This is a genomic window from Lysobacter cavernae (genome assembly GCF_042648505.1).
GTDB classification, from domain to species: Bacteria; Pseudomonadota; Gammaproteobacteria; order Xanthomonadales; family Xanthomonadaceae; genus Lysobacter_L; species Lysobacter_L cavernae.
Genome location: NZ_JBHRXK010000003.1, coordinates 475,968 through 490,877 on the forward strand (window position 1 = coordinate 475,968; position 14,910 = coordinate 490,877).

Sequence of the window (14,910 nt, forward strand, 5' to 3'; positions counted from 1 at the left end):
AGGTCACGATGATCCGCGCCATGCTGTTGTTATCGATCGCATTGACGGCCGTGCCGGTTGATGCGGCCGAGTTGCTGGTCGGCAACAAGTCGGCCGACAGCGTGTGGCGCCTGTCGACCGCGGATGGGCGCAAGCTCGGCGAAATCGCGACCGGGCAGGGGCCGCACGAGATCGCGGTCAGTGCCGACGGGCGCCTCGCCCTGGTCAGCAACTACGGGGCGGCCGCACCCGGGCACAGCCTCAGCGTGCTCGACCTGCACGACGGCAAGTCGCCGCGCACGCTCGACCTGGGCGAACACGGCCGGCCGCACGGCATGCGCTGGCTGCCGGACGGCCGCCGCGCCGTGGTCACCACCGAGGCTTCGCGCCGCCTGCTGCTGGTCGACATCGCCGCGGGCAAGACCGAGGCCGCCGTCGACCTGGGCGACGGGCGCGGCCACATGGTCGCGCTGTCTGCCGATGGCAAGGTGGCCTACGTCACCAAGATCGATCGTGGCACGCTGAGTCGCATCGACCTGGCTTCGCGCCGCAAGACGCACGAAATCGGCGCCGGTGCCGGTGCGGAAGGTGTGGCCACAAGGCCCGACAGCGGCGAGGTGTGGGTCAGCAATCGCGAGGCCGGTACCGTCACCGTGCACGACCCCGCCACGCTGGCGATCCGCCACACCGTGCCGAGCCCGGGCTTTCCGATCCGCGTGGTGTTCACGCCCGATGGCCGTCATGCACTGGTGACCAATGCCCGCGCGGCCACGCTGGCGGTGATCGATGCCGAGAACAAGCGCGTCATCCAGACCGTCGAACTGGCGCGTGCCGGCGCGGCGTACCGCGACACCATGCTGGGCCGCGCAGCGCTGCCGATCGGCGTGATCGCCGATCCACTACGCCCGCGGGCCTATGTCGCGATCAGTGGTGGCGACGAGATCGCGGTGATCGACACCCGCGAGTGGAAAGTCGTCGAGCACTGGAAGACAGGGCGTGAACCGGACGCGCTCGGCATCGTCGAGTGAGGTGTTTGACTGCAGAGGCAGCATCACTCCGCGATCCCCGGCCATCGTGCATAGCGCCGCGCGAGCCCATGGCTCGCAAGCAGCGGCACTTCGCCCCGCCTTCGCAGGGATGACGGACAGCCACTGCGGGTTTAGGGGTGAGCTCATGCAGCGAGCAGAGTGCCCACTGGAGCAAAGCCCCCTTGGTAAGGGGGCGCCCCGAAGGGGTGGGGATCGGAGGCACATAGCCGGGGCCCAAGATTAGCGGCGCAGCCGCGAAGCTTGGGTTTTCTGTGCGCAGCACAGAAAAGGCGGTGGCCCTGCCGGCTGACCTCGGCACCCGCGTCAGTCGATACCGTTGCTGCCTTCCGGCCCTGGCGGGGTTTTCGACCTAGCGTCGCGAGGGGCCGACAGGGCCACCATAGAGACTTGCTATGGACTGGCTCACACCGGGGCGTGGGCCATGGAACCTTCCTTTGCAAAGTCCGCGCAGGGATGTGCGGGCTCGACGAAGGACTTGCAGTATGGCGGAGAGAGGGGGATTCGAACCCCCGAAGCGCGGTTTAGACGCTTACACACTTTCCAGGCGTGCTCCTTCAACCACTCGGACACCTCTCCGCACCTGGTACTGCTGGCCTGAATGCGGGGTCCGGCGTACAACCGGCTGCCTTCAGGGCCGCAAATTCTAGCCGTGACGGGGTTTTGGAACAAGCTCGGAACAAGCCATGCGATCGCGTCGCAGGCGGTGCGAGCGGGCGTGGCACACTATGCCGGTCTCTTCTCCCAGTCCGGTCGTCCCTGACCGGGCCTCCAACAAGGCTGCGATGTCCTACCTCGTCCTCGCCCGCAAATGGCGTCCGAAGCGCTTCGCCGAACTGGTCGGGCAGGAGCATGTGGTGCGTGCGCTGACCAATGCGCTCGATACCGGCCGCGTCCACCATGCCTTCCTGTTCACCGGCACCCGCGGCGTCGGCAAGACCACCATCGCGCGCATCTTCGCCAAGTCGCTGAACTGCGAGCAGGGCACCTCCGCCGACCCCTGCGGCGAGTGCCCGTCCTGCCGCGACATCGACGCCGGCCGCTTCATCGACCTGCTCGAGATCGACGCGGCCAGCAACACCGGTGTCGACGACGTGCGCGAGGTGATCGAGAACGCCCAGTACATGCCTGGTCGCGGCCGGGTGAAGGTCTACCTGATCGACGAAGTGCACATGCTGTCGAAGGCGGCGTTCAACGCACTGCTGAAGACGCTGGAAGAGCCGCCCGGGCACGTGAAGTTCCTGCTCGCCACCACCGACCCGCAGAAGTTGCCGGTGACGGTGTTGTCGCGCTGCCTGCAGTTCAATCTCAAGCGCCTCGACGAGACCCAGATCAGCGGCCAGATCGGCCGGATCCTCGAGGCCGAAGGCATCGCCGCCGAGCCCGGTGCGATCCGCCAGCTCAGCAAGGCCGCCGACGGCAGCCTGCGCGATGGCCTGTCGCTGCTCGACCAGGCTATCGCCTACACCGGTGCCAACAGCGCCGGCGCCCAACTCGGCGACGCGGCGGTGGCGAGCATGCTCGGCACGGTCGACCGCACCCGCGTCGGTGCGCTGCTCACCGCGCTGGCCGACGGCGATGGCGAGCGCTTGCTGGCGGAGGTGGCGGCCCTGGCCGAATTCTCGCCGGACTGGGGCAGCGTGCTCGAAGCCCTGACCGACGCCTTGCACCGCATCCAGGTGCGACAGCTGGTGCCGGAAGCACAGGTCGAGGCCGATGGCGTCGATGTCGACACCTTGGCCGCGCAGTTGCGTGCCGAGGTGGTGCAGCTGTGGTACCAGATGGCGCTCAACGGTCGCCGCGACCTGCCGCTGGCGCCGAGCCCGCGCGCCGGTTTCGAGATGAGCCTGCTGCGCATGCTCGCGTTCCGCCCGGCCGAAGGCGAGGGCGCACGCGCGCCCTCGTCGGCGCCGACGACGCGTGAGACGCCATCACGCACTGCGACCGCCGTTGCACCTGCGACCGCGGCTCCGCGTGAGCGGGTCGCACCGCCCAACCCGTTCGTATCCCAGCCCGCCACCGCGGTGGCGGTGCCGGTCGAACCCGCGCGACACGACACGCCCGAGCCGCCGCGTGATGCTGCACCAACCCCCGCAGTTCCCCCGCCGGCCGTTTCCGATGCGGGTATCGCCGATGCCGATGCCTGGCACGCGCTGGTCGATGGCAGCGGCCTGCGCGGCCCGGCGCGGCTGCTGGCCGAGCATGCCGGTTTCATCGGCTACACCGAGGGCGTGTTGAGCCTGACCCTGCCGCCGACCGACGACCACCTGCGCGGTGCGACGCTGGTCAAGATGGTTGCCGATGCGCTCGCGCCGGCCCTGGGGGCCGCGCCTCAGATCAAGTTCGTCGACGCCGCCAAGTCGGTCGAGTCGCTGCACCAGCGCAACACGCGTGCGCGTGATGAGCGCCAGACCTCGGCCGAGACCGCCTTCATGGGCGACCCCGACGTGCAGCGCCTGATCTCGCAGCACGGCGCCAAGCTCGTGCCCGATTCGATCCGGCCGTACGACGAGGGCTGAGCTCCGCAACCCCGCAGTTCCGCTTGCGCGGAGCTGCTGCCCTTGACTCAAGGGACACCCATTCACCTTTTTAGTGAGCAGACGACCATGCGTGGAAATATCGCCCAATTGATGCAGCAAGCGCAGAAGATGCAGGAGAACGTGCAGCGCGCGCAGGAAGAGCTGGCCAGCCTCGAAGTCACCGGCAACGCCGGCGGCGGCATGGTCAGCATCACCATCACCGGCCGCATGGAGTGCCGCAAGGTGCGCATCGACCCGAGCGTGCTGAGCGACCCGGAGATGGCCGAGGACCTGATCGCTGCCGCCTTCAACGATGCGGTCAACAAGGTCAACAGCGAATCGCAGGCGAAGATGTCGGCCGCGACCGCGGGCATGCCGATCCCGCCGGGCATGAAGATGCCGTTCTGATCCTTGCTTGTCATTTCTGTGAAGGCGGGAATCCAAGGACATTACGCTCTCAAAGCAAGGTCCATGGGTTCCCGCCTGCGCGGGAATGACGGCAACAGATGCTGATGACCTCATCACTTCTCGAACAACTGATCGACGCCTTCCGTGTGCTGCCCGGCGTCGGCCAGAAGTCGGCACAGCGGATGGCCTACCACGTGCTCGAACGCGAGCGCGCCGGTGGCCAGCGTCTGGCCGATGCCCTGGCCGCGGCGGTGGAGAAGATCGGCCACTGCGTGCGCTGCCGTGACTTCAGCGAGAGCGAGGTCTGCGCGACCTGCGCCAGTGCCGCACGCGACGCGCACCTGTTGTGCGCGGTGGAGTCGCCGGCCGATCGGCTGGCGATCGAGCAGGCCACCGGCTACCGCGGCCTGTACTTCGTGCTGCAGGGGCGGTTGTCGCCACTGGACGGCATCGGCCCGCGCGAACTCGGCCTCGACACGCTGGCGCAGCGCCTGGCCGAGGGCGAGGTGCAGGAACTCATCATCGCCACCAACCCGACGGTGGAAGGCGAGGCGACCGCGCACTACCTGGCGCAGCTGGCGCGCCAGCACCGGGTGCGGCCGAGCCGGCTGGCGCACGGCGTGCCGTTGGGTGGCGAGCTCGAGTACGTCGACCGCGGCACGTTGTCGCATGCCTTCGGCAGCCGCAGCGAAATGCCGCCGACATGACCCGAGTCCGCTCGTTGCGAACCCCCGCGCACGACGTCGAACGACCCGGACCAGCACCCCTTGGAGCCGCAGGAGACCGTCATGCCCGACACCATCTTCCACAAGATCATCCGTCGCGAAATTCCGGCCGAGATCGTCTTTGAAGACGAGCATCTGATCGCGTTCCGCGACATCGCGCCGCAGGCGCCGGTGCATGTGCTGTTCGTGCCTAAGACCGACATCGCCACGCTCAACGACGTGTTGCCGGACCAGGCCGCGATCGTCGGTCGCCTGGCGCTGGCCGCGGCCGATTACGCCAAGCAGCAGGGCCTCGACCAGGACGGCTACCGGATCGTGATGAACTGCAACGGCCACGCCGGGCAGACCGTGTTCCAGATCCACCTGCACCTGTTGGCCGGGGCGCCGCTGGGGCGGTTCGGGACATCGCGGTGAGAGCCGTGAATCGTGATTGGTGATTCGTAAAGGCGAAGCCTTGTAGCGGGGCGCGGTAGCGCCAACGAGAAAGGCCTGCCATCCGGCAGGCCTTTCTGCTTTTCGAATCACGAATCACGAATCACGAATCACGACCTCACCACCAGCCCCACCACGGCCACGGTGCCGCATACGGCGCGGCGATCACGTCGACCTGCTCGCGCAGAGGCCACAGGTAGACCACGTCGGCGTCCACCATCGGGAAGCGATAGTCGTACTGGCCGATGCGGCGGTTCTCGTAACCGCTGACGCGGCCGATGAAGGTGACCTCGCGGTTCTTCTCGAACACGGCCGGATCGTAGAAGCCGGTGCGGCAGGCGAGGAAGCGGCCGCCGGTGTCGTCACTGCCCCAGTACGGCCGGCCGCTGGAGCCGAGGTTGGTCGAGATCATCTCGAAGCAGGTGCGGTCGGCCTGCGGTTCGACCGTGACGATGCGGCCGCCCCAGCGCACGGCAGCACCGGTGTTGTCGGCGGCGGTGGCATCGCGTGGGGTGATCGCGGTGAAGGTGCCTTGCAGCGGCTTGGGTTGTGTCGCGCAGGCGGCGAGCAACAAGGCGCCTGCGGCGAGTACGGCGAGACGGGCGTTCATCGGCGTTCTCCTTGGTACGAATCCTGGGCGGACCCCCGCGGCGGTGCATGCGGACGGTTCGATGACGGGCGGTGCGCGCGCAGCGCCTTGACCAGCGCGTGGGCGGCGCGTCCCCCGGGTTGGGCTCCAGCGTACCGCCAATCGCTGAAACGTTGGCTGAGTTTGTGCAGGGCGTCGGCGAGGTCGGGACGGGTCTGGCCGACGCGGCTGGCCCAGGCGCCGGCGGGCTCGTGCGGCTCGCGTGCCAGACCCAGGCGGCGGTAGCGCCGGCCCAGCGCATGCCAGGCCCGCAGCACCGGGTCGCGCTCGCGTTCGTTGCGGCTGCTGAGCCAGACCATCCACAGCAAGGCCAGCGCCGCGATCGTGGCGAACAGGGCCGACAGGGCGGCGCCGTCGAGCCGGTCGATGCCGAGCGGGCGCAGCAGGCGCTGCTGGCGGTTGGCGTCGAAGCCGAGCACGAAGTCGTTCCAGCCGCGCCGCAGCCAGTCGCCGACGTCGACCAGCGAGCGCGCGCTGCCGAGGCCGCCGAGCAGGCCCTCGGCGCCGGGGGCACGGTCGGCGAGGGTGTCGTAGATGCGCTCCGGCGCGACCGCCGCGGTCGGGTCGACCCGGGTCCAGCCGCGGCCGCGCAGCCAGACCTCGGCCCAGGCGTGGGCATCGGAGCGGCGCACCAGCCAATAGCCGCCGATCGGGTTGCGGTAGCCGCCGGTGTAACCGGTGACCACGCGGGCGGGGATGCCGGCGCCGCGCATCAGCACCACGAACGCAGAGCTGAAGTGTTCGCAGAAACCGGCCTGCTGGTCGAACAGGAACTCGTCGACCGAGTGGCGGCCGAGCAGCGGCGTTTCCAGGGTGTAGGCGAAATCGCGACGGACCCAGTCCAGCGCGCGCGTGACGATGGCGGCGTCGCCCAACGGCCCAGCGTCGTGGCGCCATTGCCGCGCCAGCGCCAGCGTGCGCGGGTTGTAGCCGGGCGGCAGTTGCAGTGCGTACTCGCGCAGCTCGCGGGGCAGGCGAGGCTGGTAACGCAGCGGTGGCGACGACTGCATGCGCCAGCGTGTTATCGCGCTCAGCACGCGTGTCGCCTGCAGGTTGTGGTCGGGACCGAGCTGGCTCTCGGCCGGAGCCGCCAGGAGCAGGTCGAGCGCGACCAGCTGGTGGCGGTCGCTGGGCTCCAGCTCGATCTCGTAGTCCCAGCGCGCCGCGCCGGGCTCGACGGCCGCGGCCGGGAAGCCGGGCTGCCAGCGCGGCTGGGTCCAGGTGTGGCCGTCGAAGTCCCACATCACCGGGCCGCGCCAGTACAACTGTTCGGGGCGCGGCGTGGCACCGTAGAAACGCGCGCGCAGGGCCGGGCGGTCGTCGCCGAGCAGGTCGATCCAGTCACCCGGGCTCATGCGGTCCGACAGCCCGGTGCGGGCCAGTGTGCGTTCCGGGATGCCCCACAACGGCGTACCCAGGCGCGGGAACAACCAGAACGCGGTCAGCGTCAGTGGCAGGCCGATCGCCAGCAGCCGGCCGATGCCGACGAAGCGCTGGCGCAGCGACGGTGCCCGCGCGACGTCGCCGGATTCGAGCTCGGCCAGGCGCTGCAGCGCCGCCAGCGCCAGCAACGCGGCGGCCAGGCCGAGTGTCAGCGACAGCGGCCCCTGGTCGAGCAGGAAGGTCGCGAACGGCGCGAACAGGGCGAAGCCGAGCAGACTGCGTGCGTCGCGCAGGCCGAAGGTCTCGGCCGGCTTGATCGCGATCATCGCCGCGAGCAGCGCGCAGCCGGTGTCGCGGCCGACCGAGAACTTGCTCAGGGCCAGCACCACGCCGACCAGCGCCAGCGCCAGTAGCAGGCGCAGCAGGCCGGGTAGCGGCTGCCGCCATGACAGTCCGGCCACGGCCAGCGCGCTCAGGCCGATCGTCAACGCCAGCGCTGTGGGCAGTTGCAGCAGCAACGGCAACAGGCAGGCGGCGCCGGCGAGCAGGGCCCAGCGCCGGCTCAACGGATCGAGCCGCAGGGGCGCGTGCTCAGCCATGCGGCATCAGCGCCAATGCGCGCAGGCAGGCATGGCGGTGCTGCGGCCCGCAGCCGGGGCCGAGCGTGGCTTGGCCGGGCAGGCGCAGCTGATAACGGCGGCCGTCGCGCTCGGCCTCGTCGACCCAGCGTGCCAACCGGGCGATGCGTGCCTCGACGGCGAGGCCGGTCAGCGTGCGCCAGTCGAGCACGACCTCGGCGCCGAGTGGCTGTTCGTACTCGCGCACCAGCAGCGTGTCGCGCCGTGCCGAGGGCTTCCAGGCGATCGCGCGCCGCGCGTCGCCGGGGCGATAGGCGCGCAGGTGGTGGACGTCGTCGCCGCGCGGGTGCAGCCGCGCCTGCACGCGATCACCGTGACCGGTCGGCAGCGGCGGACCGTGCGCTTCCGGTGCCGGATAGACCAGCAGCGGCGTCTCCGGCCACACGTAGGCCCAGGCCCGCGCCAGGCCCAGCGGGCGCGTCGTTGACAGGCGCAACCGTGGCAGGTCGAACCAGCCGCGTCGCTGCGTCGCAAGCAGCAACTGCGCCTCGCCGGCACCGGCGACCAGATTGAGCACGGACGGGTCGGCATCGAGGCGGCCGTCGTCGTCGAGGCGCAGGCCGCGACGCGCGCGACCGGCCGCGGCGCGTGCATGCACGCGCACGGCCAGCGGCGCACCGGCGGCGACCGGCTCGGCGTCGACGGCGATCACGCCCAAGCCGGACAGCTGCATCTGCGCCGCGATCAGGCTGGCAAGCCCGGCGCCGCCCAGCAGCAGGCCGAGCAGCAGCGCCGGGTTGTTGTTGTAGTTCAAGGCGCCGACCAGCATGGTCAGCAGCAGCGCGCCGTAGAACAGGCCGAAGCCGGTCGGCAGCACGTAGATGCGGCGGCGATGGAACACGACCGGCAGCGCTTCCGGTTCGCGCGGCCGCGTCCACACCATCGCAAACGCATGGATGCGCGCGCGCAGGCGCGCCGCCGGTGATGCCTCCATGGCGCGCTCAGTCCACCGGCACCGCGTGCAGGATCGCCTTGGCCAGCGCCGCGTCCTTGCTGGCATCGACCTCGGCGACAAGACGATGTGCCGCCACCGCCGGGAACAAGGCCTGCACGTCCTCCGGCAGCACATGGTTGCGGCCGAGCAACAGCGCATACGCGCGTGCGGCGCGCAGCAGCGCCAGGCCGGCGCGCGGCGACAGGCCAACGCGCACGCCGGGGTGGCGGCGGCTGCGCGCGAGCAGCGCCTGCACGTAGCCGATCAGCGCCTCGCTGGCATGCACCGCGGTCACCGCGCGACGCGCGGCCAGCACGTCCTCGCTGCCGAGCAGCGGCAGCGTCTGCGCGATCAGGTCGCGGCGGTCGGCGCCAGCGAGCAGGTCGCGCTCGGCGGCTTCTCCCGGATAACCCAGCGCCAGCCGCAGCAGGAAGCGGTCGAGCTGCGAATCCGGCAGCGGGTAGGTGCCGGCCAGGTCGACCGGGTTCTGCGTCGCAATCACGAAGAACGGATCGGGCAACGGGTGGCTGGTGCCGTCAACGGTGACCTGGTGCTCGGCCATCGCTTCGAGCAGCGCGCTCTGCGTGCGCGGCGGTGCACGGTTGATCTCGTCGGCGAGCAATACCTGGGTGAACACCGGGCCGGGGTGGAACTGGAAGTTGCGCGACTGTGGGTCGAACACCGACACGCCGACGACATCGGCCGGCAACAGGTCGGAGGTGAACTGCACGCGCTGGAACTCGAGCCCGAGCGTGGCCGCCAGTGCGTGCGCCAGCGTGGTCTTGCCAAGACCGGGCAGGTCTTCGATCAGCAGATGGCCGTCGGAGAGCAGCGCGACGAAGGCCAGACGCACTTCGTGCGGCTTGCCGAGCACCAGCGCATTGACCTGGGCCTGGGCGCGGTCGAGGGTGGCGCGCAGACCATCGGTTAGCATGGGCGCTGTCGAAAGGGATGCCGCCATCGTGCGTCTTCTCCTCAGTTGCGATCACAACACTGGCCGGCCCGGCCATTGCCGTGCAGGTCCGGTCTGGTCTGGTTCCCTTGTCCGGCGCGGCTGCGTCGTGGTGCGACGCAGTGGTTGGTGTCGCACCGACTCCCATCAGCAAGTGTAGCGAGGTCACCAACGAATGCACGATGAGGTGCAGGCACGGCGCGGTTTCTGGGTGCTCTGGGTCGCCGTTGCGCTGGTCAAGCTGGTGGTCGCCGCGCGCTTGCCGCTGTTCGTCGACGAGGCGTTTTACTGGCAGGAAGGCCAACACCTGGCCGCGGCGTATTCCGACCTGCCCGGTCTGACCGCGTGGTTGACCCGCGTCGGCGTCGTGCTCGGTGGCGGCCACGCCTTCGCCCTGCGGTTGCCGTTCCTGCTGATCGCGGCATTGCTGCCGTGGCTGGTGGTGCACATCACCGCGCGAGAGTTCGGTGCGCGCGACGGTTGGCAGGCCGGCTGTTTCGCGCTGCTGCTGCCGCTGGCCGGCACGCTCGGTCTGATGGCCCTGCCCGACGCGGCGATGGCGCTGGCGACGCTGTTGTGCCTGGATGCCGGCGCGCGCCTGCTGCGCCAGGTCAGCCCGGGCGCGGCGCTGGAGCTGGCGCTCGGCCTGACGATCGGCGCACTGAGTCATTACCGTTTCATTGCCGTGATCGCTGTCGGTTTCATCGCCTTGCTGCTGCTGGCCGACGGACGCCGCGCGCTGCGCGATGTGCGCGTGCTGATCGCGATCGCGTTTGGCGCTTCGGCGTGGGTGCCGCTGGTGGCCTGGAACCTGGACAACGCCGATGCCGGGCTGCGCTTTCAGCTGGTCGAGCGCCACCCGTGGGCATTCCATGCCGACGGCCTGTGGTTCATCGCGATCCAGGCGTTGCTGGTGACGCCGCTGTTGTTCACCGCATTGGCGGTGGCGGCGTGGCGCGGCCAGCGCAGCGCGTTGCCGGTTTCGCGTTATTTCGCCCTGCTCGGCGGGCTGGTGGTGTTGGGGTTCTTCGCCCTGGGCTTCTTTGCCGACACCGAGCGGGTGAGCTTCCATTGGCCGTTGCCGGGCTACCTCGCGCTGTTGCCGTTGTTGCCGATGACGCTGGCGCGCTGGCCGCGTTGGTTGCGCGTGGCGACCTGGTCGCTGGCCGGGCTCGGACTGGTGGCGACGCTGGGCTATTACGTGACGGTGTCGCAGCCGCACTTGCGTGCTCGCAGCGCCGCCGAGAAGTGGTACCCGGCCAACTTCGCCGGCTGGGACGAGCTCGCCGAGGCGGTGCGCGCCCAGCGTGCGGCGATGCCGGATGGCACGCGCGTGGTGGCGGACAACTTCAAGGTCGCCGCGGAGCTCGGCTTCGCCCTCGGCGATCCACGCATCGCCGTGCTCGATCACCCGCTCAACCACAAGCACGGACGCGCACCGCAGTTGGCGCTGTGGGGGCTGCAGACACCGGGCCGCGAGGCCTGGGGTGACACGCCGGTGCTGCTCGTCGTCGGCGTCAGCGAGGTGCCGTACAAGCACCTGCTCAGTCGCTACCACGGCCTGTGCGCGATGGTCGGGCCGCTGCCACCGCCGCGCGTGCTCAATGTCGACCACGGCCGCCAGCGTTTCCTGTTGTTCGCTTTGGACGGCGAGCGCCGTGCAGGCGAATGCACGACGCCGGCGATGGTCTGGATCGACGCGCCGGTGGCCCGGGCGGCAGTCGGCCGCCGCTTCGAGGTGCACGGCTGGGCGTTCAAGGACGGGGTCGGACTGGCGGGCGTCGAGGTGACGCTCGATGGGCGGGTCGTCGCCCAGGCCGAATACGGTCGCCCGTTCGCCGGCCTGCAGCAGGCCTGGCCCGGGTCTAACGATCCACAGCATCCGCAGGTCGGTTTCAGCGCGCAGGTCGATCTGCATGGCCGCGACGAACTCGCGCCCGGGCGGCACTGGCTGGGCCTGCACCTGCACGGCCGTGATGGCAGCATCGAGATCTGGCCGGAGCAGCCGCTTGAGCTGCGCCCGGATTAGCTGCCGGGCCGGTTTGCACCACTAAGGCAGGGCGAAGCCGGCCTGGCGCAGCAGGCGCGCGGTCGCAATCAGCGGCAGGCCGATCAGCGCGGTCGGGTCGCGCGTCTCGATCGCCTCGAACAGGCCGATGCCCAGGCCTTCGGACTTGAAGCTGCCGGCACAGTCGTAGGGCTGCTCGGCATCGACGTAGCGGGCGATCTCGTCGGGTGCCAACACCCGGAAATGCACCGTGGTGCAGTCCAGCGCCTGCAGCGGCGGCTGGCCGTCGCGCAGCAGGCACAGTCCAGTGTGGAATCGAACCGCCTGGCCCGACATCGCCGTCAACTGCGTGATCGCGGCGTCGCGGTGACCGGGCTTGCCGAGCGCCTGGCCAGCGAACTCGGCGACCTGGTCGGAGCCGATCACCCAGGCCCGCGGGTGCGCGGGCGCGATCGCCGCGGCTTTGGCGAAGGCCAGCCGCTGCGCCAGCGCCGACGGCGCCTCGCCGGGATGGGGCGATTCGTCGGTATCGGGGCGGGCGGTGTCGAACGGCAGCCGCAGGCGGGCGAGCAGCTCGTGGCGGTAGCGCGAGGTCGAAGCGAGGATCAGGGACGGCATCGAATTGTTCAGGTCAGCGGGGTGCGAGGCGGGCGCGGGCGATCTGGGCAAGCTGGTGCTCGATTTCGGCGCGTGCGGCGTCGATCGAGGCGCGCACCTGGCTCAGCTGCGCCAGGCTGGCCCCGCGGCCGTGGTCGCGCAGCCACAGCCGCTGCCGCAGCATCTCGCGCATGGCCTCGCCGACCGGGTCCTCGCCGCGCTCGCCGGCGACGGCCTCGATCTCGGCGCGGGCCGTGCGCAGGCGGGCTTCAAGAGCATCGGCGGCATCAAGCACCTCGCGCACCGCCCGCTCGTGGCGACCGCCGCCGCGACGGAAAAGGTAGGCCAGGGCCGCGGCCACGAGCACGGCGAGAAGCAGGGACAGGGTGGTGGTCACGGCGTGGCTGGCTGAACGGGAGCGGAGCCCGCAGTCTGACCCGATGCCGTGCATTCCGGCAAATCGGCGCCGCCAGCTATGCACACAAGCACTTACTGGAACGACTTGCAGGGACGCCTGCAGGAACGCCTGCAGGAACAGACGCTTAGGTTTGACAGTGGCTGGCCGTGTCTCTAAAATTCCGCGGCTTATGTCAGCGAACCTGCCCGAGATGTTGGATGCTTGGCGCATGGTGGCGGCACGGCGCGGCGTGGAAGGCCGCGTGCCGCTGTCATCGTTGACACGGTTGCAGGACAGTCTGGTCGACACGGAAGGTGAGGTGCGCTTCGCGCTCGATTTCGATCGCGACGCGCTGAAAGTGCCTTATGTCGAGCTGCGTATCGATGCCGAGCTGCCGCTGACCTGTCAGCGCAGCCTGGAACGGTTCCTGCTGCCGGTGCAGATCGTGCAGCGGCTCGGCCTGATCCGCGACGAAGCGGAAGAGGCTGCGCTGCCGCCGGGTTACGAGCCGCTGCTGATGCCGGAAAACGGCATGTTGCGGACGGTTGAGCTGGTCGAGGATGAATTGATCCTGGCCGTGCCGGTGGTGCCGATATCACCCGGCACCGAGACGGTGGAAGGCGACTGGCCGGCCGAAGAGGCCGAGTCCGAGCGACCGAATCCGTTCGCGGCGTTGTCGGCATTGAAGAAATCGAACTAGCTACATCGCGTTTCAGTTATCACAGTTTTTCTTGGAGCAAGACCATGGCTGTCCAGAAGTCCCGCGTTTCCCCGTCCAAGCGCGGCATGCGCCGTTCGCACGATGCGCTGTCCGCCAAGCAGCTGGCCACCGACCCGACCACGGGCGAGACCCACCTGCGCCACCACGTCACCGCCGACGGTTACTACCGTGGCAAGAAGGTGATCGACACCAAGTCCAAGGTCGCCGACGAAGAGTAATCTTCGGTCACCCGCCGCGCCGCGCGTCCGCTCAAACGGCGCGTGCGAGGCCGTCGCCGATCCTGCTCATTGCTGGTTGTCCCGATCCAGGTGCACCAGGCCGGTCCGATACGGGCTGGTCCAGTGCCAGGTCGATCCAGGGCGAGGACTTTCGGCCGGTCGCGGTGGGTCATGCCGCCAGCCCGGCTGGCGGACCCTGACTACGGCTGTGCAGCGGAGTGGTGATGACTGAACAGATTTATGCCCGCATTGCGGGCACCGGCAGCTACCTGCCTCCCAAGGTGCTGACCAACGACGACCTGGCCAAGATCGTCGATACCAGCGACGAATGGATCGCTGCGCGTACCGGCATTCGCGAGCGCCACGTCGTCGTCGACGGCGAGACCACCAGCGAACTTGCTTTCCACGCCGCGACCCGCGCCCTGGAAGCCGCCGGCGTCAGCGCCGACGAGATAGACCTGATCGTGGTCGGCACCACCACGCCCGACCTGATCTTCCCTTCGACCGCCTGCCTGCTGCAGCATCGCCTGGGTGTCAGTGGCTGCCCGGCGTTCGACGTCAACGCCGCCTGCTCGGGCTTCGTCTACGCGCTGACGGTGGCCGACAAGTTCGTCCGCTCGGGTGCCGCCAAGACGGTGCTGGTGGTCGGTGCGGAAACGCTGACCCGCATGCTCGACTGGAGCGACCGCTCGACCTGCGTGCTGTTCGGCGACGGTGCCGGCGCGGTCGTGCTCAAGGCCGACACCGAGACCGGCATCCTCAGCACCCACATGCACGCCGATGGCGCCAAGAAGGAGCTGCTGTGGAACCCGGTCGGCGTCTCGGTCGGCTTCAAGCCGGAAGAGCACAACGCCGGCGTCAAGGTGCTGATGACCGGCAACGAGGTGTTCAAGCACGCGGTCAAGGCGCTCGACTCGGTGGTCGAGGAAACGCTCGAGGCCAATGGCCTGGACCGCCACGACATCGACTGGCTGATCCCGCACCAGGCCAACCTGCGCATCATCGAGGCCACGGCCAAGCGTCTGGACATGCCGATGGACCACGTCATCGTCACCGTCGACAAGCACGGCAACACGTCGTCGGCCTCGGTGCCGCTGGCGCTGGACGAAGCGGTGCGCTCGGGCAAGGTGCAGCGTGGCCAATTGGTGCTGCTTGAGGCCTTTGGCGGTGGCTTCACCTGGGGCTCGGCGCTGCTGCGCTACTGATCCGCGCGGGTCACACGATCGCGAACGCCTCCGCCGTTGCCGGCGGGGGCGTTGTCGTATCCGGGACGTGATCACGTTCAGTACGCGCGAGTACAGACG

15 protein-coding genes, 1 tRNA gene and 1 other RNA gene are annotated in these 14,910 nt (G+C 69.5%); 9 read left to right on the forward strand and 8 right to left on the reverse strand.

What is annotated here, in order from left to right:
* The first annotated feature begins 8 nt into the window (after positions 1–8).
* Entirely contained in the window at positions 9–1,007 is a 999-nt protein-coding gene (locus ACFOLC_RS09380; protein WP_386758965.1) for a YVTN family beta-propeller repeat protein, read from the forward strand.
* Between the two features lie 296 nt (positions 1,008–1,303).
* Here ACFOLC_RS09380 and ffs read toward each other — a convergent pair.
* Both ffs and ACFOLC_RS09390 read right to left on the reverse strand, forming a co-directional pair.
* Positions 1,304–1,400: signal recognition particle sRNA small type (ffs, locus tag ACFOLC_RS09385), an RNA gene on the reverse strand.
* Positions 1,401–1,511: 111 nt separating this feature from the next.
* Positions 1,512–1,604, reverse strand: a tRNA-Ser gene (locus tag ACFOLC_RS09390).
* 206 nt (positions 1,605–1,810) lie between these two features.
* On the opposite strand from ACFOLC_RS09390, the gene dnaX reads away from it, so the two are divergent.
* From dnaX to ACFOLC_RS09410, 4 genes are all read left to right on the forward strand, one after another.
* Positions 1,811–3,544 carry a DNA polymerase III subunit gamma/tau gene (dnaX, locus tag ACFOLC_RS09395; protein ID WP_386758966.1) on the forward strand — a complete coding sequence of 578 codons (1,734 nt, stop codon included), beginning with the start codon at positions 1,811–1,813 and terminating at the stop codon, positions 3,542–3,544.
* A gap of 87 nt (positions 3,545–3,631) precedes the next feature.
* Positions 3,632–3,952 carry a YbaB/EbfC family nucleoid-associated protein gene (locus ACFOLC_RS09400; protein ID WP_386758967.1) on the forward strand — a complete coding sequence of 107 codons (321 nt, stop codon included), beginning with the start codon at positions 3,632–3,634 and terminating at the stop codon, positions 3,950–3,952.
* 104 nt (positions 3,953–4,056) lie between these two features.
* Positions 4,057–4,659, forward strand: a complete 603-nt coding sequence (recR, locus tag ACFOLC_RS09405) for a recombination mediator RecR (RefSeq protein ID WP_386758968.1) — start codon at positions 4,057–4,059, stop codon at positions 4,657–4,659.
* Between the two features lie 81 nt (positions 4,660–4,740).
* Entirely contained in the window at positions 4,741–5,091 is a 351-nt protein-coding gene (locus ACFOLC_RS09410) for a histidine triad nucleotide-binding protein (protein ID WP_386758969.1), read from the forward strand.
* Positions 5,092–5,227: 136 nt separating this feature from the next.
* Here ACFOLC_RS09410 and ACFOLC_RS09415 read toward each other — a convergent pair whose 3' ends face one another.
* From ACFOLC_RS09415 to ACFOLC_RS09430, 4 genes are read right to left on the reverse strand one after another with little or no spacing between them, the layout of a single operon-like run.
* Complete coding sequence (locus ACFOLC_RS09415) at positions 5,228–5,719, reverse strand: Slp family lipoprotein (protein ID WP_386758970.1); 492 nt, start codon at positions 5,717–5,719, stop codon at positions 5,228–5,230.
* Positions 5,716–7,740, reverse strand: a complete 2,025-nt coding sequence (locus ACFOLC_RS09420; protein ID WP_386758971.1) for a transglutaminase TgpA family protein — start codon at positions 7,738–7,740, stop codon at positions 5,716–5,718. The genes ACFOLC_RS09415 and ACFOLC_RS09420 overlap by 4 nt, the downstream gene beginning before the upstream one ends.
* The gene (locus tag ACFOLC_RS09425) at positions 7,733–8,713 is read right to left on the reverse strand and encodes a DUF58 domain-containing protein (RefSeq protein ID WP_386758972.1); all 981 of its coding nucleotides are present in this window, start codon (positions 8,711–8,713) and stop codon (positions 7,733–7,735) included. Before ACFOLC_RS09425 ends, ACFOLC_RS09420 begins: the two co-directional genes overlap by 8 nt.
* Positions 8,714–8,720: 7 nt before the next feature.
* Entirely contained in the window at positions 8,721–9,674 is a 954-nt protein-coding gene (locus ACFOLC_RS09430; protein ID WP_386758973.1) for an AAA family ATPase, read from the reverse strand.
* Positions 9,675–9,840: 166 nt separating this feature from the next.
* On the opposite strand from ACFOLC_RS09430, the gene ACFOLC_RS09435 reads away from it, so the two are divergent.
* Positions 9,841–11,694 carry an ArnT family glycosyltransferase gene (locus tag ACFOLC_RS09435; protein ID WP_386758974.1) on the forward strand — a complete coding sequence of 618 codons (1,854 nt, stop codon included), beginning with the start codon at positions 9,841–9,843 and terminating at the stop codon, positions 11,692–11,694.
* Positions 11,695–11,715: 21 nt separating this feature from the next.
* Here ACFOLC_RS09435 and ACFOLC_RS09440 read toward each other — a convergent pair whose 3' ends face one another.
* Both ACFOLC_RS09440 and ACFOLC_RS09445 read right to left on the reverse strand, forming a co-directional pair.
* On the reverse strand, positions 11,716–12,291 hold the full coding sequence (locus tag ACFOLC_RS09440; protein WP_386758975.1) for a Maf family protein: 576 nt from the start codon (positions 12,289–12,291) through the stop codon (positions 11,716–11,718).
* A 13-nt stretch (positions 12,292–12,304) separates the two neighbouring features.
* On the reverse strand, positions 12,305–12,667 hold the full coding sequence (locus tag ACFOLC_RS09445) for a hypothetical protein (RefSeq protein ID WP_386758976.1): 363 nt from the start codon (positions 12,665–12,667) through the stop codon (positions 12,305–12,307).
* A gap of 190 nt (positions 12,668–12,857) precedes the next feature.
* Here ACFOLC_RS09445 and ACFOLC_RS09450 point away from each other — a divergent pair, with 190 nt between their 5' ends.
* From ACFOLC_RS09450 to ACFOLC_RS09460, 3 genes are all read left to right on the forward strand, one after another.
* A complete protein-coding gene (locus tag ACFOLC_RS09450; RefSeq protein WP_386759043.1) occupies positions 12,858–13,367 on the forward strand; it encodes a YceD family protein in 510 nt (169 codons plus the stop codon).
* A 44-nt stretch (positions 13,368–13,411) separates the two neighbouring features.
* Positions 13,412–13,606 (forward strand): 50S ribosomal protein L32, encoded by a 195-nt coding sequence (gene rpmF / locus ACFOLC_RS09455; protein WP_115842959.1) that lies wholly within the window; start codon positions 13,412–13,414, stop codon positions 13,604–13,606.
* Between the two features lie 224 nt (positions 13,607–13,830).
* Positions 13,831–14,811 (forward strand): beta-ketoacyl-ACP synthase III, encoded by a 981-nt coding sequence (locus ACFOLC_RS09460; RefSeq protein ID WP_386758977.1) that lies wholly within the window; start codon positions 13,831–13,833, stop codon positions 14,809–14,811.
* Positions 14,812–14,910 lie beyond the last annotated feature (99 nt).